Origin of the sequence: Arthrobacter sp. NPDC080031, assembly GCF_040702485.1 — a bacterium.
Taxonomy (GTDB): Bacteria; Actinomycetota; Actinomycetes; order Actinomycetales; family Micrococcaceae; genus Arthrobacter.
Genome location: NZ_JBFBLA010000004.1, coordinates 177429 through 196989, shown reverse-complemented (window position 1 = coordinate 196989; position 19561 = coordinate 177429). Strand labels below are relative to the sequence as shown.

Below are 19561 nucleotides of genomic sequence, written 5' to 3'. Positions count from 1 at the left end.
GCTTTGCCGGCCGGACGGGGTGGAACAGTCACGCTGTTCCACCCCGGACCGGTCCGGCAAAGCCAAGAATCCAATTAGACGCGGCGGCGCTTCGGCGGGCGGCAACCGTTGTGGGCGCTGGGGGTGACGTCCTGGATGGAGCCGACCTCAAGGCCAGCGGCCTGCAGCGAACGGATTGCGGTCTCGCGTCCGGATCCCGGTCCCTTGACGAACACGTCGACCTTGCGCAGACCGTGCTCCTGGGCGCGCTTTGCAGCAGCCTCGGCAGCCATCTGGGCAGCGAACGGGGTGGACTTGCGGGAGCCCTTGAATCCAACCTCACCGGCGGAAGCCCAGGAGATTACAGCACCGTTCGGGTCCGTGATGGACACGATGGTGTTGTTAAAGGTGCTCTTGATGTGCGCCTGGCCAAGCGCGATATTCTTCTTGTCCTTCTTACGCGGCTTGCGAACCGCGCCACGAGTCTTCGGGGGCATTATTTCTCCTACAGAAAGTTATCGGGGGAAAGTCAGCTGCTATTTCTAGCGGCCGGCCTTCTTCTTGCCGGCGACGGTACGCTTCGGGCCCTTGCGGGTACGAGCGTTGGTCTTCGTACGCTGACCGCGTACGGGCAGGCCCTTGCGGTGACGCAGGCCTTCGTAGCTGCCGATTTCAACCTTGCGGCGGATATCTGCTGCTACTTCGCGGCGAAGGTCACCCTCAACCTTGTAGTTGCCTTCAATGTAGTCACGCAGCTGGACCAGCTCGGCGTCAGTCAGGTCCTTGACGCGAACGTCAGCGCTGATGCCGGTGGCAGCCAGGGTTTCGTGTGCACGGGTCTTGCCCACGCCGTAGATGTAAGTAAGCGCAATTTCCAACCGCTTTTCGCGGGGAATGTCTACGCCAGCGAGACGAGCCATAGTGGCAGTACTCCTTGTATAAACCGGAGGTCGTAGGCAGTACACCCGCACTTTCAGTGCGGCCCCAGCCTCCGACCGGGGGTTAGCTGTCCGGGCCCATACGTCCCAATTCAGCTTGTGCTGCCTTTATTTACTTGCGTGGGTTAGCAACCCAGGTTGCCCTCGCGGGCGCTAGTTCCCTTGCGGGGAATTAGCCCTGGCGCTGCTTGTGGCGCGGGTTCTCGCAGATCACCATGACCCGGCCATTACGGCGGATCACTTTGCACTTGTCGCAGATCTGCTTAACGCTCGGCTTGACCTTCATGGCGTTCCTTTGCGTGTTGCAGTTGGTCAGCTGAGGCGGCAATTACCCTGGTTTCCCAAGGCTGCCGCCCAGCAATTACTTGTAGCGGTAGACGATGCGACCACGTGTGAGGTCGTAAGGGCTTAGCTCCACCACTACGCGGTCCTCAGGGAGAATCCTGATGTAGTGCTGTCGCATCTTCCCCGAGATGTGTGCAAGAACGATGTGCTTGTTGGTGAGCTCAACGCGAAACATCGCATTGGGCAGCGCCTCAGTCACAACGCCCTCGATCTCAATGACCCCGTCCTTCTTGGCCATATCCTCCGCTAACTGTTGTTTGCCGCAGCCCTCCGGTTAGGCACCGGAAAATCTGCGGACGTTTTTTGTTTGTTTGGCTGTCCGGCTCCTGCCACTCCACGAAGCAGGACTCGCGACCTGTTAAATGGGCGTGGCTGTGCAGACAACCAACAGACAACTCTACGCCAAGTCGGCGGGAAAGTTAAATCCGCCCATGCTAGCGCAGACACTGGCACGGTGTCACCCTTTCCCTGGCTGACGAACCCCGTGGATCCCGCTAGACCGCGCCATAGGCAGCGAAGGTGCCTGCCGCCGTCGTGATGGATTCGGCGGCCTCGACACCGTCGAGGACTGCCAGGCGGACGGCGTCTGCCGCCGCGCTTTGCAGGGTGATGAGCGAAACCTGCCTTGCTTGTTCCGAACTGCGGTCAAGCCCGACGGCGCCGGTCGCCAGCGCGAACACGGTGTCGCCGTCGGCGAGGGTATGGGAAGGATTCAGAGCCCGCGCAAGGCCGGCGTGTGCCGCACTGGCGGTGCGTTTGCATTCGGCGGGGTCGAGGACCGCGTTGGTGGCGACGACGACGAGCGTGGTGTTCAGCGCCGGAGGCGCCGCCGGTTCGGAACTGCCGGATTCCGCCCGCCGGGACGATGTGCCGAAAGGCATCCCGAGCGCGTTGACCACTGCGAGCGCGCCCACCACCACGCCGCCGTCCAGGGTGATGGACGAGGTGCCCACTCCGCCTTTGAACGCGCCGCGCCCAATCACGGCACCGGTACCGGCTCCGATGTTTCCACGCCCGACGTCGGCGTGCTCGCTTGAGGCCGCAGCCGCAGCGGCCGCTTCGTATCCCATTGCTTCGTCGGGGCGGGCGGCGAAGTCACCGCCGCGACCCACGTCGAAGATCGCGGCGGCTGGAACGATCGGCACCACTCCCCCGGGCACGGCGAAACCGCGCCCTTGCTCCTCGCACCATCGCTGGGCACCGTGGGCCGTGATCAAACCGAAGGCACTGCCGCCGGTGAGCACTACGGCGTCGACCGTGGGCACGAGCGTGGTGGGGTCGAGCGCGTCCGTCTCGTGCGTGCCCGGTCCGCCGCCTCGGACGTCCACCGATCCCACTGTCCCCGGCGGCGGGAGGACAACGGTCACCCCGCTCAGCCAGCCCTCGCCGACCCGCTGGACATGTCCCACCCGGATTCCTGGCACATCGGTGATCTTGGAAGTCATGTGCCTATTCTGCTCCTCGCTACCCAACTAGCTCGCAGTTGTTGTCGTTATCAGCCGTCTAAACGACAACAACTTCGAGTTACTTGGTCGTGCCCAGGATTTCGTGAGCACCCCGGCATTCCGAACAAAACGGTAGTCGTGCCTCGAATGTAAACACGGGCCCATCCGCCACGAAACATCGAGTAAACACGCGCAGAAGGCTTGTCCAACAATCCCGCGAGCAGCCCTCTTTTTGACTTGACAGGTATTCCCGTGTGGTGAGCTAAAACTAGCCGCCCTCTTTGACCCATTAGTTCGGGTCCGGCGCGCCCCGATATCTGCGAACCGTTAGAGACCTCCATGACAAGACAACTGACAGGCAGCCCCGCGGCCACCGCGCAGGCCGTCCCGGCCCCTCGGCGCCGGGGACGCTGGTCCGGCCGAACCCGACGAGACTTCTTTGTGTTCCTGGCACTGGCCTTGCCGAACTTGGCGCTGATCGCGGTGTTCACCTACCTGCCGTTGATCAACAACATGTATTACTCCACCCTTGACTGGACCTTGGGCTCCACCTCAGCCACCGTCGTGGGCATCGAGAACTACCTCACCTTCTTCACCAGCTCCGATGCCCCGCAAGTACTTGGCACCACCCTCATTTTCACAGTGGTCACTGTCGGCGGTTCCATGGTGCTGGGCCTCCTGGTGGCCCTGGCCTTGAACGCGAAAGTCCGCGGCACCACCTTTGCGCGATCGGCCGTCTTCGCCCCCTACGTCCTCAGCGGCGTAGGCGTTGGCCTCGTGTGGCTGTTCATCTTCGACCCCGGATACGGAGTGCTGTCATGGCTGCTCCGGGGCATCGGCCAGCAAAGCCCCCAATGGATCAACGATCCGCAGCTCTCCCTCGTGATGGTCATCATCGTCTACGTCTGGAAGAACCTGGGCTACTGCGCCGTCGTCTACCTCGCCGGGCTCCAGTCGCTCCCGAAGGACGTCATGGAGGCAGCTTCGCTGGACGGCGCCAACGGCTTCCGCCGCTTCATGAGCATCTCCGTTCCCCTGCTCTCGCCCACCACGTTCTTCCTTCTGATCACCACGATGATCAGCTCACTGCAGGCCTTTGACCTGATCCGCATCATGACCCCGCTGGGCAACGGCACCAGCACGCTGATCTACGAGGCCTACCTGCAGGCCTTCGGCGCCTACAACCGCGCAGGCTACTCCGCCGCGATCTCAGTGGTGCTCTTCGCCATCCTGCTCATCATCACCGTGCTCCAGTTGCGGTTCGTCGAACGGAAGGTGCACTACTCATGAGCACGCTCTCTCCCGTCAGCCCCACCCCCCCAAGCGGCGCCGTGAACCTGAAAGCTCCCGACGGCGGTCCGGAGCTCCCAGCGCGGCGCGACAAGCCGTTCTCCCGCGCAAACCTCGTCCAGACACTCGCCGGAGGCTATATCCCGCTGATCGTGGCCACGCTCGTGGTGGTCCTCCCCCTGCTGTGGATGTTGCTCAGTTCCTTCAAACAGCCCGGCGAGATCGTCACCACGGATCTCAAGATCCTGCCGCAGGGCCTGAACCTGGAGAACTACCACACGGCCATGACCACGGTGCCGTTCGCGCGGTTCTTCCTGAACAGCCTGATCGTCACCGTGGTCGGTTCCACGGTCAAGGTGATCCTGGCCATCCTGACGGCATACGCCCTGGTTTTTGTCCGTTTCCCGTTCAAGAACATCATCTTCGTGGTGATCCTCGTGGCCCTGATGGTGCCGCCGCAGGTGTCGATCCTCCCCAACTACATCCTGATCGCTGGAATCGGCGGGAAGAACACCCTCTGGGGAATCATTCTTCCGGGACTCGGCACGGCCTTTGGAACCTTCCTCCTCCGTCAGCATTTCAAGACGCTCCCGGGGTCCATCCTCGAAGCCGCGGAAATCGACGGTGCGGGCCATTGGCGCAGGTTGTGGCAAGTAGTTGTCCCCGTGTCCCTCCCCTCCATCGCCACCGTTGCCCTCGTCACCGTGGTCAGCGAGTGGAACGACTACATCTGGCCGCTGATCATCACGGACCGGCCTGAAACCATGACCCTCCCGGTCGGCCTGACCCTGCTCCAGAACTCTGAAGGAAACGGCGCCGGCTGGGGAATCCTGATGGCCGGGGCCGTCCTGGTGATCATCCCCATCCTCCTGGTCTTCGCAGCGCTGCAACGGTACATCGTTGCCGGGCTCACCCAGGGCAGCGTCACCGGCTAGCAACCCCGCACCTTCCACACACCCCTTCACCACTTTTGCATCCTTGAGAGGACCAACCATGGCAATGAATCTTGATCGTAGAAACTTCCTCGGGCTCGCCGGACTTGGAGTCGGCGCCGCCGCCCTGGCAGCGTGCGGCGGTCCGTCGACCAGCGGCAGCGCTGCGAGCAGCAGCCCTTCAGACATCGACTTCACGGGCGTCAAGCCGGCCGGCTCGTTCGACTTTTGGACCAGCCACCCCGGACAGTCCCAGGCCGTCGAGCAATCCATCATCGACAAGTTCCAGGCGAAGTTCCCGGACATCAAGGTGAACCTCGTGACCGCCGGCGCCAACTACGAGGAAATCGCCCAGAAGTTCCAGACCTCCCAGGCCGCGAAGTCGGCCCTCCCCGGCCTCGTAGTGCTCTCCGACGTCTGGTGGTTCCGCTACTACACCAACGGCAACATCATTCCGTTGGACGGACTCATCAAGCAGCTGGACGTCAAAATCGACGACTTCCAGAAGTCCCTCGTAGCGGACTACCAATACGCCAACAAGCAGTGGGCGCTCCCCTACGGCCGCTCCACGCCGCTCTTCTACTACAACAAGGACCACTTCAAGGCCGCGGGCCTTCCGGACCGGGCTCCCAAGACCTGGCAGGAGTTCGCCGAGTGGGCGCCCAAACTCCAGGCCAGCTCGGGCGCGAAGTACGCCTACATCTACCCGGCCCTCGCCGGATACGCCGGCTGGACCCTGCAGAACAACCTGTGGGGCTGGGGCGGCAGCTGGTCCAACGGCTGGACCTTCAACTGCGATTCCGCCGGGTCCGTCACGGCCCTGCAGTGGGCACAGGACTCCATCTACAAGGACAAGTGGGCCGGCGTCTCCTCCAAGAACGCCGCGGACGACTTCTCCGCAGGCATCACGTCCACCACGATCTCCTCCACCGGGGACCTGTTGGGCGTGTTGAAGTCCGCCAAGTTCAACGTCGGCGTCGGCTTCCTGCCGGGCGGGCCCAAGGCCGAGACCAACGTCTGCCCCACCGGCGGCGCCGGACTCGGGATTCCCAGCGGTGTCAGCAAGGAAGTCCAGCTCGCAGCCGCGACCTTCCTGAAGTTCATGACCGAGCCGGAGAACACCGCGGCCTTCTCCGCTGCGACCGGCTACATGCCCACCCGCGTCTCGGCGGACATGACTGCAGTCCTCGCCAAGACTCCCCAGATCAAGACGGCCATGGACCAGCTCGCCGTGACCAAGGTGCAGGACAATGCCCGCGTATTCCTGCCCGGCGCCGATCAGGAGATGGCCAAGGCTGCCGCGAAGATCCTCACGCAGCAGGGCGACGTGAAGGCCACCATGACGGACCTCAAGGCAACCCTCGACGGTATTTACACCAAGGACGTCAAGCCCAAGCTCAAAAGCTAGGGCTCTGCGCGCCGAGTGCGATCCCGCTGCCCAACTAGCTCGAAGTTAATGTCGTTTTGACGGGTCAGAACGACATCTAATGCGAGCTAGTTGGGCAGCCGCGTCTGTTCAGGGAATCGGAACGGGCACGACGCCGAGCGGCACCAGCTGCTCTGCACCGCCGTCGGGCGCGGAAAGGACCCAGATGCCCTTTTCGTGGACGGCAACCGAATGCTCCCACTGGCACGAACGCTTGCCGTCGGTGGTCACCACGGTCCAGTCGTCGTCGAGGGTCGCTGTTTCGATGCCGCCGCGGACGAGCATGGGCTCAATGGCAAGGCACAGTCCCGGCCTGATCTTCGGGCCGCGGTGCGTAGTGCGATAGTTCAACACATCGGGGGCCATGTGCATCTCGGAACCGATGCCGTGGCCTACGTAGTCTTCCAGGATGCCCAGCGGCTTTCCCGGTACGGACGAGACATAGTCATCCACGGCGTTGCCGATGTCGCCCACAAACTTGCCCTTGGCCAAGGCGGCAATTCCACGCCACATGGCTGCCTGGGTGACATCGGAGAGCCGCCGGTCTTCAGGATCAGCCGCACCGACTATCACTGTTCGCGCGGAGTCGGAGTGCCAACCGTCAACGATCGCTCCGCCATCAATCGAAATGATGTCCCCGTCCTGGAGGACCCGGTCACCGGGGATGCCGTGGACCACTTCCTCGTTGACGGACGTACAGATGGTGGCCGGGAAGCCGTGGTACCCGAGGAAATTCGACTTCGCTCCGGCGTCGATGAGGACCGCCGCGAACACGGCGTCGATCTCACGCGTGGTCACGCCCGGCTTCGCAGCTTCAACGGCCGCGTCGAGCGCTCTGCTGAGGACCAATCCGGCCTCGTGCATCTTGCGCATTTGCTCATTGGTCTTGTATTCGATGCGGGGCTGGCCGAACGCCATGGTCTCCTCTTGTCGTGTGCTGCTCGTGGTGGGCTGCGGAACCAGATCACCCTTTGATCCTCTATTTTCCCGCATCGGCGGTCCTGCCCGAAACCGGAGCCGCGAACGCCCCGAAACGGTCCCGGCAACTGTCCAAGGTCCGGGCCCCCCGAAGGGGAACAGAAAAGGGCGTGTCCCGCGCGGGAGCAGTTCACTCCGGGGCGGGACACACCCTTTCAACAGTCGTGCGGCGACTAGACTGCCTTGGCTGCCTCGATGGCCAACAGGACGCGATCCGTGACCTCGTCGATGTCGCCAATGCCATCGACCTGGGTCAGGATGCCGCGTTCGGCATATTTGGCCACGACGGCCTCGGTCTGCTCGTGGTAGAGGTCCAGGCGGTGGCGGATGACACCTTCGTTGTCATCCGAGCGCCCGGTCTCCTTGGCACGGCCCAGCAAACGTTTGACAAGTTCCTCGTCGTCGGCGGTCAGCTGAAGCACGACGTCGAGCTTCTCGTCCGTGTCGGCGAGGATCTGGTCCAGGTATTCCACCTGGGCGGTGGTGCGCGGGTATCCGTCGAGCAGGAAGCCGTTCTCGACGTCGGCCTCGCTCAGGCGGTCACGGACCATCTTGTTGGTGACGCTGTCCGGAACGAAGTCGCCGGCGTCCATGTACTTCTTGGCTTCGATACCCAGCGGGGTTTCGCCCTTGACGTTTGCACGGAAGATGTCGCCGGTGGAGATGGCGACTACGCCCAGGCGCTCGGAAATCCGCTCAGCCTGGGTTCCCTTGCCCGAACCCGGGGGTCCAATGATCAGCATTCTCGTCATCGCAAAAGCCCTTCGTAGTGACGTTGTTGTAGCTGCGCATCAATCTGCTTGACGGTTTCCAGGCCCACGCCCACCATGATCAGAATTGACGTGCCACCGAACGGGAAGTTCTGGTTGGCACTGATCAGGACGAGTGCGACCAGTGGAATCAACGCCACGAAGCCCAGGTAAAAGGCGCCGGGGAGGGTGATCCTGGAAAGCACGTACTGCAGGTAGTCCGCGGTCGGTTTACCCGCCCGGATGCCCGGAATGAACCCGCCGTACTTCTTCATGTTGTCCGAGACCTCTTCGGGGTTGAAGGTGATCGCGACGTAGAAGTAGGTGAAGAACACAATCATGACGAAGTACAGCGCCATGTAGATGGGGTGGTCGCCCTTGGTGAGGTTGTTGTTGATCCACTCAACCCACGGGGCAATGGACTCTCCGGCCTTCGGCTGGTTGAACTGTGCAATCAGCCCGGGCAGGTAGAGCATGGAGGAAGCGAAGATGACGGGCACGACGCCGGCCATGTTCACCTTGATGGGGATGTAGGTGCTGGTGCCGCCCACGGTGCGCCGGCCGATCATACGCTTGGCATACTGGACCGGAATGCGCCGCTGCGACTGCTCCACGAAGACAACGAGTGCGACGGTCACGAGGCCGATCGCCAACACCGTGAAGAAGGTGCCCGGTCCCTTGGAGTTCCAGATGGCACCAAGCGAGGTTGGGAAGCCTGCGGCGATGGAGGTGAAGATGAGCAGGGACATGCCGTTGCCCACGCCCTTCTCGGTAACCAGTTCGCCCATCCACATGATGAGGCCCGTACCGGCCGTCAAGGTGATCACCACAAGAATCGTGGCGATGATGCTGGTGTCGGGGATGATCGGCAGCTGGCAGTTAGGCAGCAACTGGCCCGAGCGTGCCAGGGACACCAAAGTGGTTGCGTTCAGCAGGCCAAGCGCAATGGTCAGATAACGCGTGTACTGCGTCAGCTTCGACTGGCCGGAGGCACCTTCGTCGTACAGCTGCTGGAACCGCGGAATGACCACGCGGAGCAGCTGCACGATGATGCTGGCCGTGATGTACGGCATGATCCCCAGGGCAAAGATCGAAACCTGCAGCAGTGCACCACCGCTGAACAGGTTGACGAGCTGGTAGAGACCGCCCTGGTCCTGATTGCTTGACAAACATTGCTGAACATTTTGGTAGCTCACACCAGGCGAGGGGATAAAAGCTCCCAAGCGGAAGATTGTGATGATTCCCAGCGTGAACAACAACTTGCGTCGCAGATCAGGCGTACGAAATGCCCGGCCGAATGCGCTTAGCAAGCGTCCTCCTGAGTTAAAAGTCCAAGGGTGTCGAAAGGGGTCATTGAAACCCAACACCCGAGTCTAACGGTTTGATGCGCCATGCGAACAATCGAGGGTGTGCGCCATGCGAAAAAACTCCCGGCGCGAGGGGCCGAAGCCCTCCGCACCGGGAGTCTTTTTACAGCGGGCGAACGCCCCGGAGCCCTTTAGAGGGCAGTGGTGGTTCCGCCTGCTGCTGCGATCTTCTCAGCTGCGCTGGAGGAGAAAGCGTGGGCGGTGACGTCAACCTTGACGGTGATGTCGCCGGTGCCCAGCACCTTGACGGGCTGGTTCTTGCGAACGGCACCCTTCTCAACCAGGGACTCGACAGTGACAGCGCCACCTTCCGGGAACAGCTCGTTGAGCTTGTCCAGGTTCACAACCTGGAACTCAACCCGGAACGGGTTCTTGAAGCCGCGAAGCTTCGGCAGGCGCATGTGCAGCGGCAGCTGGCCGCCGGCAAAGCCAGCCTTGACCTGGTAGCGGGCCTTCGTACCCTTGGTACCGCGACCGGCGGTCTTACCCTTGGAGCCTTCACCACGACCAACACGGGTCTTGGCAGTCTTGGCACCGGGGGCGGGACGCAGGTGGTGGACCTTCAGAGTGTTCTGCTTGTCGGCAGCCTCTGCCTTATCGGCGGTCTTGTTCTCAGCCATTACTTCGCCTCCTCTACATTCACGAGGTGCGGAACCGTGTTGAGCATTCCGACGGTCACGGCATCAGCGGTACGGACAACGGTGTGTCCGATGCGCTTGAGGCCGAGGGACCGCAGGGTCTCACGCTGGTTCTGCTTGGCGCCGATGACGCCCTTGATCTGGGTGATCTCCAACTGAGCGTCGGAGGGAGTCAGGTTCTTAGCCATGACTAGACACCTGCCTTCTGGTTCTGGAGTGCGCGCACCAGAGCAGCAGGAGCGATCTCGTCCAGCGGCAGGCCACGGCGGGCTGCCACGGAAGCGGGCTCTTCCAGTCGCTTCAGGGCGTCAACAGTCGCGTGAACGATGTTGATGGCGTTCGAGGAACCGAGCGACTTGGAGAGAACGTCGTGGATACCGACGCATTCCAGTACCGCGCGGACCGGACCGCCGGCGATAACACCGGTACCCGGGGAAGCCGGACGCAGCATGACAACGCCTGCTGCGGCTTCACCCTGCACGCGGTGCGGGATGGTGTTGCCAACGCGGGGAACGCGGAAGAAGGACTTCTTAGCCTCTTCAACGCCCTTTGCGATAGCTGCCGGAACTTCCTTGGCCTTGCCGTAGCCGACGCCAACCAGGCCGTTGCCGTCACCGACGACGACGAGTGCGGTGAAGCTGAAGCGACGACCACCCTTGACGACCTTGGCAACACGGTTGATGGTTACAACGCGCTCTACGAACTGGCTCTTCTCGGCCTCGCGACCGCCGTCGCGGCCACCACGGCCACCACGGTCGCCGCGGCCCTGGCCACGGTCACCACGCTCGCCACGACGGCCGCCGCGGCGGTCGTCGGTGGCAGCAGCAGTCTCAGTTGCCTCAGCAGCTGCAGCTTCAGTCACCTGAATGTCCTTTTCGTTATTCTCAACGGTCACAGTGCCAGCCCACCTTCACGTGCGCCGTCAGCGACGGCGGCGATCCGGCCGTGGTACTTGTTACCACCGCGGTCGAAGACAACTGCTTCGATGCCTGCAGCCTTGGCACGCCCGGCAACGAGCTCGCCGACGCGCTTGGCCTTGGCAGTCTTGTCGCCGTCGAATGCACGAAGGTCAGCTTCCAGAGTGGAAGCGTAAGCCACGGTTACACCCTTGCTGTCATCGACAACCTGGACGAAGATGTGGCGTGCGGAGCGGTTGACGACCAGACGAGGACGAGCAGCCGTGCCGGTGATGCGCTTGCGGATACGAAGCTGGCGACGGCTGCGTGCAGCAGACTTGCTCTTGTTCGTACGCTTCTTGTTAATTGCGATGGCCATGGTTTACTTACCAGCCTTTCCGACCTTGCGGCGGATAACTTCGCCGGCGTAACGGACACCCTTGCCCTTGTAGGGGTCGGGCTTGCGCAGCTTGCGAATGTTGGCAGCAACCTCGCCGACCTGCTGCTTGGAGATACCAGCGACGGAGAGCTTGGTCGGCCCCTCCACCGTGAAGGTGATGCCTTCGGGAGCGGAGACATTGACCGGGTGGCTGAAGCCAAGAGCGAACTCAAGGTCAGAACCCTTGGCCTGAACGCGGTAACCGGTACCAACGATTTCAAGCTTCTTTTCGTAGCCCTTGGTGACGCCCTCGATCATGTTGGCGATCAGGGTGCGGGTCAGGCCGTGCAGGGAACGCGAAGCGCGCTCGTCGTTCGGGCGGGTGACAGTCAAGGTGCTTTCGTCCAGGGTGACCTCGATCGGGCTGGCTACAGTGTGGCTCAGCTCGCCTTTGGTGCCCTTGACGTTGATGACAGAGCCATCAACCTTAACTTCAACGCCGGCAGGAACGGTGATGGGGAGACGTCCAATACGTGACATTATTCTCTTCCTTTCCCGTTACCAGACGTACGCGAGGACTTCGCCGCCCACGCCCTTCTTGCCGGCCTGCTTGTCAGTCAGGAGGCCGGAAGAGGTGGACAGGATTGCGATACCCAGGCCACCCAGCACGTGAGGCAGGTTGGTGGACTTCGCGTAAACGCGGAGACCAGGCTTGGAAATGCGGCGGACACCAGCGATCGAACGCTCGCGGTTCGGGCCGAACTTGAGGTCGATGGTCAGCTTCTTGCCGACTTCGGCTTCCTCTTCCTTCCAGGCAGCAATGTAGCCTTCTGCCTTCAGGATGTCGGCAACGCGTGCCTTGAGCTTGCTGTACGGCATGCTCACGGTGTCGTGGTATGCCGAGTTGGCGTTGCGCAGACGCGTAAGCATGTCTGCGACAGGATCTGTCATAGTCATTGTGGGCTCTTGCCCTTCCTCGTAATGGTTTCCGCGTTGGCTACAAAGCAGCCGCGGCCGGACCTACTACGTAGTTGTTAGTCTTCGGATTTGAACGGGAAGCCAAGTGCCTTGAGCAGCGCACGGCCTTCGTCATCGGTCTTTGCAGTGGTGACGACCGTGATGTCCATACCGCGAACGCGGTCGATGGAGTCCTGGTCGATTTCGTGGAACATAACCTGTTCGGTCAGACCGAAGGTGTAGTTGCCGTTGCCGTCGAACTGCTTGCCGTTGAGGCCGCGGAAGTCGCGGATACGGGGCAGGGCGAGGGTCACGAGGCGGTCCACGAATTCCCACATACGGTCCCCACGCAGAGTTGCGTGTGCACCGATGGGCATGCCTTCGCGCAGCTTGAACTGGGCGATGGACTTGCGGGCCTTGGTTACCTGCGGCTTCTGGCCGGTGATCAGGGTGAGGTCGCGGACAGCGCCGTCGATCAGCTTGGAGTCCTTGGCGGCATCTCCAACACCCATGTTCACTACAACCTTCACCAGGCGGGGAACCTGGTTCACGTTCTCGTACTTGAATTCCTCAACCAGGGTCTGCTTGATGGAATCGGCGTACTTCGTCTTCAGACGCGGAACGATCTTCGCTGGAGTCTCGAGAGTCTCAGTCATTAGATGTCCTTCCCGGATGCCTTGGACACGCGGACACGGACGGTCTTGGAGACGCCGTCCTTCTCAACGGTCTCGAGACGGAAACCAACGCGGGTCGGCTTCTTGGTCGAGGGGTCAACAAGAGCAACGTTGGAGACGTGGATCGGGGCCTCAACGACCTCGATGCCACCGGTCTTGGTGCCGCGCTGCGACTGACCGACCTTGGTGTGCTTGGTGACGCGGTTGATGCCTTCTACCAGAACGCGGTTGGCATCCGGGTAAACGCGCAAAACCTTGCCCTGCTTGCCGCGGTCGCCGCCGCGCTCCTGCTTGGCTCCGGTGATGACCTGAACGAGGTCACCCTTCTTGATTTTAGCCATGGACTAAAGCACCTCCGGGGCCAGGGAGACGATCTTCATGAACTTCTTGTCACGGAGTTCACGACCAACCGGGCCGAAGATACGGGTACCGCGGGGGTCGCCGTCGTTCTTCAGAATCACAGCTGCGTTCTCGTCAAACTTGATGTAGGAACCATCCGCACGGCGGCGTTCCTTCTTGGTACGAACGATGACAGCCTTGACGACGTCACCCTTCTTTACGTTGCCGCCCGGGATAGCGTCCTTGACGGTTGCGACAATGACGTCGCCAATGCCTGCGTAGCGACGGCCGGATCCACCGAGAACGCGAATGGTAAGGATTTCCTTAGCACCCGTGTTGTCGGCGACCTTCAGTCGCGACTCCTGCTGAATCAATTTTTACTCCTTGCGTCGCGCCGGTTCTCAGACCGAAATGGAGCATACGGAATGAGCCTTGCGGAACGGTTGATCGGGGTGTCTCTTGACCTGCCTGGATTTTGCCAGTGCAGGCCTAAACTCCCGTGCCGCCAGCATCAGCTTCCCTTGCGGAAATAACTGCGCGGGGCAGTATGCCGCGGCACGATTGTTTACGAGGTGGTTGTTGGCGCACAACTGACGCCATACAAACTCAATATCCTAGCACGATTTATGCAAAGCACCGAAACGCGGAAAGGCCCGCATCCCTTACGGGATACGGGCCTTCCTGCCAATCCATGTCGCTGCCGGGCGCAAGGCCAGGCGCGGGACTACTTAGCCTTTTCGAGGATCTCCACGAGCCGCCAGTTCTTGGTGGCGGACAGCGGACGGGTCTCGGCGATGAGAACGAGGTCGCCGATGCCGGCGGTGTTCTGCTCATCGTGAGCCTTGACCTTCGAGGTGCGGCGAATAACCTTGCCGTACAGAGCGTGCTTCACGCGGTCTTCAACCTGAACAACGATGGTCTTTTCCATCTTGTCAGAGACAACGTAGCCGCGACGCGTCTTACGGTAACCGCGCTGTGTAGCGCTGGCTGCTGCTTCCGTCACAGTTTCCTTCTGTTCGCTCACTTGGCGTCCTCTCCAGCCTCAGCTTCGGCCTTTTCAGCCTTGGCTTCTGCCTTCTTGGACTTCTTTTCTTCCTTGGCTTCCACAACCGGTGCGGCAACCTCGGCACGAATGCCCAGCTCGCGCTCACGGAGAACGGTGTAGATGCGTGCGATGTCCTTCTTTACCGCGCGCAGACGACCGTGGTTCTCCAGCTGTCCGGTGGCGGACTGGAAACGCAGGTTGAACAGCTCTTCCTTGGACTTGCGGAGTTCTTCAACGAGACGCTCGTTGTCGAAACCGTCCAGCTGTGCGGGTGCGAGATCCTTCGACCCTACTGCCATTTCTATTCACCACCTTCGCGACGCACAATGCGTGCCTTCAACGGCAGCTTGTGGATTGCCAGGCGCAGTGCCTCGCGAGCTACCTCTTCATTGACACCGGCGAGTTCGAAGAGAACGCGGCCCGGCTTGACGTTTGCGACCCACCATTCCGGAGAACCCTTACCGGAACCCATGCGGGTTTCGGCCGGCTTCTTCGTCAGCGGACGGTCCGGATAAATGTTGATCCAGACCTTGCCGCCACGCTTGATGTGGCGGGTCATCGCGATACGGGCAGACTCGATCTGACGGTTCGTGACGTAGGCCGGGCTCAGCGCCTGGATGCCGTACTCACCGAAAGTGACCTTGGTGCCGCCCGTTGCAGCGCCGGAACGACCCGGGTGGTGCTGCTTACGGTGCTTGACTCGACGTGGGATAAGCATTTAAGCCTGTCCTCCTTCTGCTGCCTGTGCCGAACCTGCGGTAGCGGCTTCAGCTGCCGGAGCCTCTGCAGCAACAGGTGCCGCGTCAGCTGCCGGACGGTCGGTACGACGACGGCGGTCACCACGGTCGGCGCCACCCGGGCGGCCCGGACGGTCGCTGGCACCGCGGCCGCGGGACGGAGCAGCAGCTGCCTGCTGAGCCAGTTCCTTGGCGGTGACGTCGCCCTTGTAGATCCAGACCTTCACGCCGATGCGGCCGAAGGTGGTCTTGGCCTCGTAGAAGCCGTAGTCGATGTTCGCACGCAGGGTGTGCAGGGGCACACGGCCTTCGCGGTAGAACTCCGAGCGGGACATTTCTGCGCCACCCAGTCGACCGGAGCAAGCAATACGGATACCCTTGGCACCCGCACGCTGTGCGGACTGCATGGCCTTCTTCATCGCACGGCGGAAAGCCACGCGGGAAGTCAGCTGCTCAGCGACGCCCTGGGCAACAAGCTGGGCTTCCATCTCGGGGTTCTTGACCTCGAGGATGTTCAGCTGGACCTGCTTGCCGGTGAGCTTTTCGAGCTCGCCGCGAATGCGGTCCGCTTCTGCACCGCGGCGGCCGATGACGATACCCGGGCGGGCCGTGTGGATGTCCACGCGGACACGGTCACGGGTGCGCTCGATTTCGACCTTGGCGATACCAGCGCGCTCCATGCCCGTGGACATGAGCTGGCGGATGCGGATGTCTTCGCGAACGAAGTCCTTGTACCGCTGGCCGGCCTTCGTGCTGTCAGCAAACCAGTGCGATACGTGATCGGTGGTGATGCCGAGTCGGAACCCGTGCGGGTTTACTTTCTGTCCCACTTAGCGAGCCTCCTCTTTCTCCGGGGTAGCGACTACCACGGTGATGTGGCTCGTGCGCTTCTTGATCTGAAATGCGCGACCCTGGGCACGCGGCTGGAACCGCTTCATGGTCGGGCCTTCATCAACAAACGCTTCGCTGATGTAGAGGTCTCCTTCGTCAAAGGCAACGCCGTCGCGGTCCGCGAGGACCCGTGCGTTTGCCATTGCCGACTGAACTACCTTGAATACCGGCTCCGAAGCTGCCTGTTCGGCGAACTTCAGAATTGCCAGAGCCTCATTCGCTTGCTTACCACGAACAAGGTTGACGACGCGCCGGGCCTTCATAGGCGTTACGCGGATGTGACGCGCAATAGCCTTGGCTTCCATTGCTTTCCTTCTCTCGTCTTTGACGTAAGTGCAGGCGCCTAGCGGCGCTTGCCCTTACGGTCGTCCTTGACATGGCCGCGGAATGTCCGCGTGGGAGCGAATTCGCCGAGCTTGTGCCCGACCATCGACTCGGTGACAAACACCGGAATGTGCTTGCGTCCGTCGTGCACGGCGATCGTGTGGCCGAGCATGTCGGGGACGATCATCGAACGGCGGGACCAGGTCTTGATGACGTTCTTGGTGCCCTTTTCGTTTTCCCTGGCTACCTTTACAAAGAGGTGCTGGTCAACGAAAGGACCTTTTTTCAGGCTGCGTGGCATGTGTCCAGGCTCCTATCGCTTGTTCTTGCCAGTACGACGGCGACGAACAATAAGCTTGTCGCTCTCTTTGTTGGGGCGGCGGGTGCGGCCTTCACGCTTACCGTTCGGGTTGACGGGGTGACGTCCACCGGACGTCTTACCCTCGCCACCACCGTGCGGGTGGTCGACCGGGTTCATCGCGACACCACGGACGGTCGGGCGAACGCCCTTCCAGCGCATACGGCCGGCCTTGCCCCAGTTGATGTTCGACTGCTCGGCGTTGCCGACCTCGCCGACCGTTGCGCGGCAGCGCACGTCGACGTTGCGGATTTCACCGGACGGCAGACGCAGCTGGGCGAAACGGCCTTCCTTGGCGACGAGCTGAACCGAAGCACCTGCGGAACGGGCCATCTTGGCGCCGCCACCCGGACGCAGTTCAACTGCGTGGATGGTGGTACCGACCGGGATGTTGCGCAACGGCAGGTTGTTGCCCGGCTTGATGTCAGCGTCGGGACCAGCCTCGACGAAGTCACCCTGGGACAGCTTGTTCGGGGCGATGATGTAACGCTTGGTGCCATCAACGTAGTGCAGGAGGGCGATGCGAGCCGTACGGTTCGGATCGTACTCGATTTCGGCAACGCGGGCGTTGACGCCGTCCTTGTCGTGACGACGGAAGTCGATCAGACGGTACTGGCGCTTGTGGCCACCACCCTTGTGACGGGTAGTGATCTTACCGGTGTTGTTACGGCCGCCAGTCTTGTGCAGCGGACGCAGCAACGACTTTTCCGGAGTCGATCGCGTGATTTCGGAGAAGTCGGCTACGCTCGAGCCGCGACGGCCCGGGGTAGTCGGCTTGTATTTACGGATTCCCATAATTCATTTCCTCGTTAAAGTGGTCTCCGCTACGCGAGCGGACCGCCGAAGATGTCGATTGTGCCTTCTTTGAGGGTGACAATTGCACGCTTGGTGCTCTTGCGCTGTCCCCAGCCGAATTTGGTCCGCTTGCGCTTACCGGCACGGTTGATGGTGTTGATCGATTCGACCTTGACGGAGAAAATCTTCTCCACGGCCAGCTTGATCTCGGTCTTGTTCGAGCGGGGGTCCACCAGGAAGGTGTACTTGCCCTCATCGATCAGGCCGTAGCTCTTTTCCGAAACGACGGGTGCAATGACGACGTCGCGCGGGTCTTTGATGGTGGCTGCACTCACTTGGCATCCTCCTCGTTCTTTGCCTTGTCAGCGATGAAAGCCTCGAAAGCAGCCTTGGTGAAGACCACGTCGTCGGAAACCAGCACGTCGTAGGTGTTCAGCTGGTCTGCGTACAGAACGTGAACATCTGCGAGGTTGCGCACGGACAGTGCTGCAACGTCGTTGGCGCGCTCGATGACAACGAGCAGGTTCTTGCGCTCGGAGACTGCACGCAACGCGGCCAGTGCTGCCTTGGAGGACGGCTTGGAGCCGGCGACCAATTCATCAACGACGTGGATGCGGCCGTTACGGGCGCGGTCAGACAGGGCGCCGCGCAGGGCAGCAGCCTTCATCTTCTTGGGGGTCCGCTGGCTGTAGTCGCGCGGCGTCGGGCCGTGGACGATGCCACCACCGGTCATGTGAGGAGCACGGATGGAACCCTGACGGGCGCGGCCGGTGCCCTTCTGCTTGAACGGCTTGCGGCCTGCACCGGAAACTTCGGCGCGGGTCTTGGTCTTGTGGGTACCCTGGCGAGCAGCAGCGAGCTGTGCGACGACGACCTGGTGCAGCAACGGCACGTTGGTCTGGACGTCGAAGATCTCTGCAGGCAGGTCTACCTTGACAGTGCTAGTCATTGAACTAGGCTCCCTTCACGGCGGTGCGTACGAGGACGACCTGGCCGCGGGCACCGGGGACGGCACCCTTGATAAGGAGCAGCGACTTCTCGGCGTCAACAGCGTGAACCGTAAGGTTCAGCGTGGTGTGACGTACTGCGCCCATGCGGCCGGCCATTTTCAGACCCTTGAAGACGCGGCTCGGGGTGGATGCGCCACCGATGGAACCGGGCTTGCGGTGGTTCTTGTGCGCACCGTGGGAGGCTCCAACGCCGTGGAAGCCGTGGCGCTTCATCACACCGGCGAAGCCCTTACCCTTGCTGGTGCCGACGACGTCGATCTTCTGGCCGGCTTCGAAGAGCTCAACAGAAAGCTCCTGGCCCAGTTCGTAAGACGCGGCGTCTGCAGTGCGCAGTTCGACGACGTGGCGGCGAGGAGTTACGCCAGCCTTTTCAAAGTGACCAGCCAGCGGCTTGGTGACCTTGCGGGGATCGATCTGGCCGTAGCCGATCTGAACGGCGACATAGCCATCAGTCTCTGCATTGCGCAGCTGGGTGATGACGTTGGAGTCAGCCTGGACGACAGTTACCGGGATGAGCTTGTTGTTCTCGTCCCAGACCTGGGTCATGCCGAGCTTCGTGCCCAGCAGGCCCTTTACGTTACGGGTTGCGGTCATAGTTTTCTCAGCACCTCCCTACAGCTTGATTTCGATGTTCACGTCGGCCGGCAGGTCGAGACGCATAAGCGAGTCAACAGCCTTCGGCGTGGGGTCGATGATGTCGATCAGACGCTTGTGAGTACGCATTTCAAAGTGCTCACGGCTGTCCTTGTACTTGTGGGGAGAGCGGATAACGCAGTACACGTTCTTCTCCGTCGGCAGCGGCACGGGGCCTACTACCGTTGCGCCTGCGCGCGTGACCGTCTCAACGATCTTCCGCGCTGAAACATCAATGACCTCGTGGTCATATGACTTCAGCCGGATGCGGATTTTTTGTCCCGCCATGTCGCCTGACTCTCTTTCAGTCTGTGCGGCCCTCGATTAAAGGCTGCCCTGTTCACTTACGTGTTGCATGTGGCTGCCGAAGCATTTGAAGTAGTACTACCACCCGCCGCACAAGCTGAATCCGGAGGGATCCGGGTTCCTCAACTTG

31 protein-coding genes are annotated in these 19561 nt (G+C 61.6%); 3 read left to right on the top strand and 28 right to left on the bottom strand.

The features are described from left to right. Positions 1-74 precede the first annotated feature (74 nt). The 5 genes from rpsK to AB0323_RS05185 all read right to left on the bottom strand — a co-directional run bounded on the left by rpsK (position 75) and on the right by AB0323_RS05185 (position 2707). Positions 75-476: a 30S ribosomal protein S11 gene (rpsK, locus tag AB0323_RS05205; RefSeq protein ID WP_028265083.1), complete on the bottom strand. Its 402-nt coding sequence runs from the start codon at positions 474-476 to the stop codon at positions 75-77. Between the two features lie 45 nt (positions 477-521). Next, a complete protein-coding gene (gene rpsM / locus AB0323_RS05200) occupies positions 522-899 on the bottom strand; it encodes a 30S ribosomal protein S13 (protein WP_011775569.1) in 378 nt (125 codons plus the stop codon). A 190-nt stretch (positions 900-1089) separates the two neighbouring features. Then, positions 1090-1203, bottom strand: a complete 114-nt coding sequence (rpmJ, locus tag AB0323_RS05195) for a 50S ribosomal protein L36 (RefSeq protein ID WP_011775570.1) — start codon at positions 1201-1203, stop codon at positions 1090-1092. A gap of 75 nt (positions 1204-1278) precedes the next feature. After that, entirely contained in the window at positions 1279-1500 is a 222-nt protein-coding gene (infA, locus tag AB0323_RS05190; protein ID WP_009358723.1) for a translation initiation factor IF-1, read from the bottom strand. Positions 1501-1756: 256 nt separating this feature from the next. After that, on the bottom strand, positions 1757-2707 hold the full coding sequence (locus AB0323_RS05185) for a P1 family peptidase (protein WP_366176387.1): 951 nt from the start codon (positions 2705-2707) through the stop codon (positions 1757-1759). 339 nt (positions 2708-3046) lie between these two features. Between AB0323_RS05185 and AB0323_RS05180 the strand changes: the two genes are divergently transcribed. From AB0323_RS05180 to AB0323_RS05170, 3 genes are read left to right on the top strand one after another with little or no spacing between them, the layout of a single operon-like run. Further along, positions 3047-3997, top strand: a complete 951-nt coding sequence (locus tag AB0323_RS05180; protein WP_366176386.1) for a sugar ABC transporter permease — start codon at positions 3047-3049, stop codon at positions 3995-3997. After that, on the top strand, positions 3994-4932 hold the full coding sequence (locus tag AB0323_RS05175; protein WP_366176385.1) for a carbohydrate ABC transporter permease: 939 nt from the start codon (positions 3994-3996) through the stop codon (positions 4930-4932). The genes AB0323_RS05180 and AB0323_RS05175 overlap by 4 nt, the downstream gene beginning before the upstream one ends. A gap of 58 nt (positions 4933-4990) precedes the next feature. Next, on the top strand, positions 4991-6337 hold the full coding sequence (locus AB0323_RS05170) for an ABC transporter substrate-binding protein (RefSeq protein WP_366176384.1): 1347 nt from the start codon (positions 4991-4993) through the stop codon (positions 6335-6337). A 108-nt stretch (positions 6338-6445) separates the two neighbouring features. Here the strand turns inward: AB0323_RS05170 and map are convergent, their stop codons facing one another. The 23 genes from map to rpsJ form a co-directional block, all read right to left on the bottom strand. Then, complete coding sequence (gene map, locus AB0323_RS05165) at positions 6446-7273, bottom strand: type I methionyl aminopeptidase (RefSeq protein ID WP_366176410.1); 828 nt, start codon at positions 7271-7273, stop codon at positions 6446-6448. A gap of 233 nt (positions 7274-7506) precedes the next feature. Then, a complete protein-coding gene (locus tag AB0323_RS05160) occupies positions 7507-8076 on the bottom strand; it encodes an adenylate kinase (RefSeq protein WP_366176409.1) in 570 nt (189 codons plus the stop codon). Between the two features lie 5 nt (positions 8077-8081). Continuing rightward, entirely contained in the window at positions 8082-9392 is a 1311-nt protein-coding gene (secY, locus tag AB0323_RS05155; protein ID WP_059387373.1) for a preprotein translocase subunit SecY, read from the bottom strand. A 188-nt stretch (positions 9393-9580) separates the two neighbouring features. Further along, entirely contained in the window at positions 9581-10069 is a 489-nt protein-coding gene (gene rplO / locus AB0323_RS05150; RefSeq protein ID WP_364535054.1) for a 50S ribosomal protein L15, read from the bottom strand. Beyond that, positions 10069-10275 (bottom strand): 50S ribosomal protein L30, encoded by a 207-nt coding sequence (gene rpmD / locus AB0323_RS05145; protein WP_059387371.1) that lies wholly within the window; start codon positions 10273-10275, stop codon positions 10069-10071. The genes rplO and rpmD overlap by 1 nt, the downstream gene beginning before the upstream one ends. Positions 10276-10277: 2 nt before the next feature. Next, complete coding sequence (rpsE, locus tag AB0323_RS05140; RefSeq protein ID WP_364535058.1) at positions 10278-10949, bottom strand: 30S ribosomal protein S5; 672 nt, start codon at positions 10947-10949, stop codon at positions 10278-10280. Between the two features lie 29 nt (positions 10950-10978). Continuing rightward, positions 10979-11362 (bottom strand): 50S ribosomal protein L18, encoded by a 384-nt coding sequence (gene rplR / locus AB0323_RS05135; RefSeq protein WP_236812276.1) that lies wholly within the window; start codon positions 11360-11362, stop codon positions 10979-10981. 3 nt (positions 11363-11365) lie between these two features. Continuing rightward, positions 11366-11902, bottom strand: a complete 537-nt coding sequence (gene rplF / locus AB0323_RS05130; RefSeq protein WP_059387368.1) for a 50S ribosomal protein L6 — start codon at positions 11900-11902, stop codon at positions 11366-11368. 18 nt (positions 11903-11920) lie between these two features. Continuing rightward, entirely contained in the window at positions 11921-12319 is a 399-nt protein-coding gene (gene rpsH, locus AB0323_RS05125) for a 30S ribosomal protein S8 (RefSeq protein WP_028265096.1), read from the bottom strand. A 77-nt stretch (positions 12320-12396) separates the two neighbouring features. Further along, positions 12397-12975 carry a 50S ribosomal protein L5 gene (rplE, locus tag AB0323_RS05120; protein WP_059387367.1) on the bottom strand — a complete coding sequence of 193 codons (579 nt, stop codon included), beginning with the start codon at positions 12973-12975 and terminating at the stop codon, positions 12397-12399. Beyond that, positions 12975-13334, bottom strand: coding sequence for a 50S ribosomal protein L24 (gene rplX, locus AB0323_RS05115; protein WP_364535063.1), 360 nt, complete (start codon positions 13332-13334; stop codon positions 12975-12977). The genes rplE and rplX overlap by 1 nt, the downstream gene beginning before the upstream one ends. Before the next feature lie 3 nt (positions 13335-13337). Next, positions 13338-13706, bottom strand: a complete 369-nt coding sequence (gene rplN, locus AB0323_RS05110; RefSeq protein ID WP_003803789.1) for a 50S ribosomal protein L14 — start codon at positions 13704-13706, stop codon at positions 13338-13340. A 350-nt stretch (positions 13707-14056) separates the two neighbouring features. Beyond that, positions 14057-14356 (bottom strand): 30S ribosomal protein S17, encoded by a 300-nt coding sequence (gene rpsQ, locus AB0323_RS05105; RefSeq protein ID WP_364535066.1) that lies wholly within the window; start codon positions 14354-14356, stop codon positions 14057-14059. Further along, positions 14353-14676: a 50S ribosomal protein L29 gene (gene rpmC / locus AB0323_RS05100; protein WP_059387364.1), complete on the bottom strand. Its 324-nt coding sequence runs from the start codon at positions 14674-14676 to the stop codon at positions 14353-14355. The genes rpsQ and rpmC overlap by 4 nt, the downstream gene beginning before the upstream one ends. 2 nt (positions 14677-14678) lie before the next feature. Next, positions 14679-15095 carry a 50S ribosomal protein L16 gene (gene rplP / locus AB0323_RS05095; RefSeq protein WP_028265101.1) on the bottom strand — a complete coding sequence of 139 codons (417 nt, stop codon included), beginning with the start codon at positions 15093-15095 and terminating at the stop codon, positions 14679-14681. Continuing rightward, positions 15096-15944 carry a 30S ribosomal protein S3 gene (rpsC, locus tag AB0323_RS05090; RefSeq protein ID WP_306863854.1) on the bottom strand — a complete coding sequence of 283 codons (849 nt, stop codon included), beginning with the start codon at positions 15942-15944 and terminating at the stop codon, positions 15096-15098. After that, positions 15945-16310: a 50S ribosomal protein L22 gene (rplV, locus tag AB0323_RS05085; RefSeq protein ID WP_028265103.1), complete on the bottom strand. Its 366-nt coding sequence runs from the start codon at positions 16308-16310 to the stop codon at positions 15945-15947. A gap of 38 nt (positions 16311-16348) precedes the next feature. Next, positions 16349-16630 carry a 30S ribosomal protein S19 gene (rpsS, locus tag AB0323_RS05080; protein ID WP_018773666.1) on the bottom strand — a complete coding sequence of 94 codons (282 nt, stop codon included), beginning with the start codon at positions 16628-16630 and terminating at the stop codon, positions 16349-16351. Between the two features lie 12 nt (positions 16631-16642). Then, positions 16643-17482, bottom strand: a complete 840-nt coding sequence (gene rplB, locus AB0323_RS05075) for a 50S ribosomal protein L2 (RefSeq protein WP_028265104.1) — start codon at positions 17480-17482, stop codon at positions 16643-16645. A gap of 29 nt (positions 17483-17511) precedes the next feature. Next, on the bottom strand, positions 17512-17817 hold the full coding sequence (rplW, locus tag AB0323_RS05070) for a 50S ribosomal protein L23 (protein ID WP_059387362.1): 306 nt from the start codon (positions 17815-17817) through the stop codon (positions 17512-17514). Then, a complete protein-coding gene (gene rplD / locus AB0323_RS05065; RefSeq protein WP_364535073.1) occupies positions 17814-18431 on the bottom strand; it encodes a 50S ribosomal protein L4 in 618 nt (205 codons plus the stop codon). Before rplD ends, rplW begins: the two co-directional genes overlap by 4 nt. 4 nt (positions 18432-18435) lie before the next feature. Continuing rightward, entirely contained in the window at positions 18436-19086 is a 651-nt protein-coding gene (gene rplC, locus AB0323_RS05060; RefSeq protein ID WP_306863871.1) for a 50S ribosomal protein L3, read from the bottom strand. Between the two features lie 18 nt (positions 19087-19104). Then, positions 19105-19413, bottom strand: a complete 309-nt coding sequence (gene rpsJ / locus AB0323_RS05055; RefSeq protein ID WP_003803825.1) for a 30S ribosomal protein S10 — start codon at positions 19411-19413, stop codon at positions 19105-19107. Positions 19414-19561 lie beyond the last annotated feature (148 nt).

What these genes read in the sequence shown, in the direction of transcription:
- rpsK (WP_028265083.1), bottom strand. Translation starts at nt 476, where the DNA reads ATGCCCCCGAAGACTCGTGGCGCGGTTCGCAAGCCGCGTAAGAAGGAC.
- rpsM (WP_011775569.1), bottom strand. Translation starts at nt 899, where the DNA reads ATGGCTCGTCTCGCTGGCGTAGACATTCCCCGCGAAAAGCGGTTGGAA.
- rpmJ (WP_011775570.1), bottom strand. Translation starts at nt 1,203, where the DNA reads ATGAAGGTCAAGCCGAGCGTTAAGCAGATCTGCGACAAGTGCAAAGTG.
- infA (WP_009358723.1), bottom strand. Translation starts at nt 1,500, where the DNA reads ATGGCCAAGAAGGACGGGGTCATTGAGATCGAGGGCGTTGTGACTGAG.
- AB0323_RS05185 (WP_366176387.1), bottom strand. Translation starts at nt 2,707, where the DNA reads ATGACTTCCAAGATCACCGATGTGCCAGGAATCCGGGTGGGACATGTC.
- AB0323_RS05180 (WP_366176386.1), top strand. Translation starts at nt 3,047, where the DNA reads ATGACAAGACAACTGACAGGCAGCCCCGCGGCCACCGCGCAGGCCGTC.
- AB0323_RS05175 (WP_366176385.1), top strand. Translation starts at nt 3,994, where the DNA reads ATGAGCACGCTCTCTCCCGTCAGCCCCACCCCCCCAAGCGGCGCCGTG.
- AB0323_RS05170 (WP_366176384.1), top strand. Translation starts at nt 4,991, where the DNA reads ATGGCAATGAATCTTGATCGTAGAAACTTCCTCGGGCTCGCCGGACTT.
- map (WP_366176410.1), bottom strand. Translation starts at nt 7,273, where the DNA reads ATGGCGTTCGGCCAGCCCCGCATCGAATACAAGACCAATGAGCAAATG.
- AB0323_RS05160 (WP_366176409.1), bottom strand. Translation starts at nt 8,076, where the DNA reads ATGCTGATCATTGGACCCCCGGGTTCGGGCAAGGGAACCCAGGCTGAG.
- rplO (WP_364535054.1), bottom strand. Translation starts at nt 10,069, where the DNA reads ATGGCTGAGAACAAGACCGCCGATAAGGCAGAGGCTGCCGACAAGCAG.
- rpmD (WP_059387371.1), bottom strand. Translation starts at nt 10,275, where the DNA reads ATGGCTAAGAACCTGACTCCCTCCGACGCTCAGTTGGAGATCACCCAG.
- rplR (WP_236812276.1), bottom strand. Translation starts at nt 11,362, where the DNA reads ATGGCCATCGCAATTAACAAGAAGCGTACGAACAAGAGCAAGTCTGCT.
- rplF (WP_059387368.1), bottom strand. Translation starts at nt 11,902, where the DNA reads ATGTCACGTATTGGACGTCTCCCCATCACCGTTCCTGCCGGCGTTGAA.
- rpsH (WP_028265096.1), bottom strand. Translation starts at nt 12,319, where the DNA reads ATGACTATGACAGATCCTGTCGCAGACATGCTTACGCGTCTGCGCAAC.
- rplE (WP_059387367.1), bottom strand. Translation starts at nt 12,975, where the DNA reads ATGACTGAGACTCTCGAGACTCCAGCGAAGATCGTTCCGCGTCTGAAG.
- rplX (WP_364535063.1), bottom strand. Translation starts at nt 13,334, where the DNA reads ATGGCTAAAATCAAGAAGGGTGACCTCGTTCAGGTCATCACCGGAGCC.
- rpmC (WP_059387364.1), bottom strand. Translation starts at nt 14,676, where the DNA reads ATGGCAGTAGGGTCGAAGGATCTCGCACCCGCACAGCTGGACGGTTTC.
- rplP (WP_028265101.1), bottom strand. Translation starts at nt 15,095, where the DNA reads ATGCTTATCCCACGTCGAGTCAAGCACCGTAAGCAGCACCACCCGGGT.
- rplV (WP_028265103.1), bottom strand. Translation starts at nt 16,310, where the DNA reads ATGGAAGCCAAGGCTATTGCGCGTCACATCCGCGTAACGCCTATGAAG.
- rpsS (WP_018773666.1), bottom strand. Translation starts at nt 16,630, where the DNA reads ATGCCACGCAGCCTGAAAAAAGGTCCTTTCGTTGACCAGCACCTCTTT.
- rplB (WP_028265104.1), bottom strand. Translation starts at nt 17,482, where the DNA reads ATGGGAATCCGTAAATACAAGCCGACTACCCCGGGCCGTCGCGGCTCG.
- rplD (WP_364535073.1), bottom strand. Translation starts at nt 18,431, where the DNA reads ATGACTAGCACTGTCAAGGTAGACCTGCCTGCAGAGATCTTCGACGTC.
- rplC (WP_306863871.1), bottom strand. Translation starts at nt 19,086, where the DNA reads ATGACCGCAACCCGTAACGTAAAGGGCCTGCTGGGCACGAAGCTCGGC.
- rpsJ (WP_003803825.1), bottom strand. Translation starts at nt 19,413, where the DNA reads ATGGCGGGACAAAAAATCCGCATCCGGCTGAAGTCATATGACCACGAG.